The organism is Staphylococcus sp. GDY8P196P, from assembly GCF_017891705.1.
Taxonomy (GTDB): Bacteria; Bacillota; Bacilli; order Staphylococcales; family Staphylococcaceae; genus Staphylococcus; species Staphylococcus ureilyticus.
The window spans coordinates 1-2045 of sequence record NZ_JAESJS010000040.1; the positions used below are offsets into that span (position 1 = coordinate 1).

Below are 2045 nucleotides of genomic sequence, written 5' to 3' on the forward strand. Positions count from 1 at the left end.
ACCTAAATTATGTATGGATTTATTCTTCAATAAAATACATCAATTTTGATAAGTAGTAATGGTAAAAACATTGTATAGCTTTTTACACAGGAGTCTGGAATTGACTCACTTCCTTTATTATTTTTCATTTTTTTAAACTATTTAATACTAATGTCTTTTATAATAGCTTTTCATATATTATATAATCAATCTTTATAAGTCCTTTTATAAATTTCTTTTCTACCATTTTCGATAAATTCCTGTTTAATATTTTTAATTCCATAAACAATAGTTTCAATAGGATAATATTCTTCAACTATATCTTGATATTCTTTTGCTTTCTCAATATCTATATTTCCATACATTCTTAATATATCTTCTCCAAAATTTGTTCCTATTTCTTCTTCACTATCTTCAAGTAAGTATATAAAATCACAATATTCATCTATAATTCCAGAATCTCCAAAATCAATTATTCCAGTTAATCTATTATTGCCATCTAACAATAGATGATTACAACTAAAATCATTATGGCATAAACACTTTTTACCCTCAAAAACTGTTGTTGCATTTAGTCTTTCCATAAAACTTTCTATATAATCTTTTTCTATATCAGTTAAATCATTATAAATAGTTTCACGCAACAATATATACTCTTCTAATACATTTTGTTTATTATCAATAGTACATTCACTAATATCTGTATAATCTAAACCGTGCATTTGTCTTAAAAAACTGGCAATATCTCGTTTTAACAAATTTTGTTCTTCTTCTGACATAGTAGAATAAATTTCTGGTGTTAAAAAAGTTCCTTTAATTTCTTTATAACCTAGTATAGATAATTCATCACTAATATACGAATATTCAATATTAGGAATTTTTACATTAGTTTCTAAATTTGTATTTAAAAAATTATATATTGCTTTTTCTTTTGCATAACCTTTTTTCTTATTAGTACTAAATTTTGTTTTAAAAATGTATTCATTATTAACTAAATATGCCACACTATCATAACCACTACCGATTATTTCAATACTATCTACTTTGAAATTATCAAAGTAATGCTCAATTAAATATTTCATTGCCTTAACATTTGTGGCATTATCATCATATCTATATTCCATTAAATAACAATCTTCTTTTTTGCCCTCGTGTAATTCATGTTCTGGCAAATCTTCAATAATTCTAAAACCAGATTTTTGGTATGCCCTTATTGCTCTTGGATTATTTTTATGAGGGTCTAAAATAACTGCATTAGCATTTCTTTCTTTTTTCAAAAATTCAAAAATCAATTTAATATATCTTGTACCAATTCCTTTACTCCAATAATTTGGCTCTCCTATAAATTGATCCATACCATAGACTATCTCATCAGTTTTTGGATAATGATAATCAGTATATAACTCATCATACATTTTATATATTTGTCCATATCCAATAGGAACATTGTTATATTCAATAATTACTCTAAAAACTTCATCTTCCCAAGGCTCTGTATAATGTTTTTTTAATGATTCTAATGTATATTTTTTATCTCTACCACCATAAAATTCTAATACTCTTTCATCAGTTAACCATTTTAACATCAAAGGAAAATCATCATCTATTAAAGTTCTTATACATATTTCATTTTCAACTATATTCATTTATTTATCACCTTTTTCATAATCATATACATATACTATTTCATCTTTATAATCATTTTTACCACCTAATTTTTCATATACATGGCAAGCTCTAGGATTACCTTTATCAGTTATTAAAAACATTTCAGAACAACCAATCTCTTTAGAATATTCCTTAATAAAAGATAATAATTTTGAACCATAACCTTTGTCTTGATAGTTAGGTAACATTCCTATTGAGTGTAAATAAAACATTGTTTTTCCATCAGGTCTTAAAAGTGTATAGCAATATGCAAATCCTATAATTTTATTATTTTCTTTAGCTATAAACCCAAATGAACTGGTATCATTAAGAAATCCTTTTAAATTATCAATATCAAAAACCATATTATCATCAATTAAAACTTCTTCCATAAACTCAGTCAAGTCCAGACTCCTGTG

The 2045-nt window shown here is 24.7% G+C and carries 2 protein-coding genes; both read right to left on the reverse strand.

Going from position 1 to position 2045, the window contains the following annotated elements; all coding sequences use genetic code 11:
* Positions 1–185: 185 nt before the first annotated feature.
* Positions 186–1625 (reverse strand): bifunctional aminoglycoside N-acetyltransferase AAC(6')-Ie/aminoglycoside O-phosphotransferase APH(2'')-Ia, encoded by a 1440-nt coding sequence (locus tag KA814_RS13515; protein WP_001028144.1) that lies wholly within the window; start codon positions 1623–1625, stop codon positions 186–188.
* The coding region (locus KA814_RS13520) for a GNAT family N-acetyltransferase (protein ID WP_046091389.1) at positions 1626–2045 on the reverse strand (420 nt) is incomplete at its 5' end.

Bases quoted from the DNA above. Each gene is read 5' to 3' on its own strand.
- KA814_RS13515 (WP_001028144.1), bottom strand. From the start codon at position 1,625: ATGAATATAGTTGAAAATGAAATATGTATAAGAACTTTAATAGATGAT.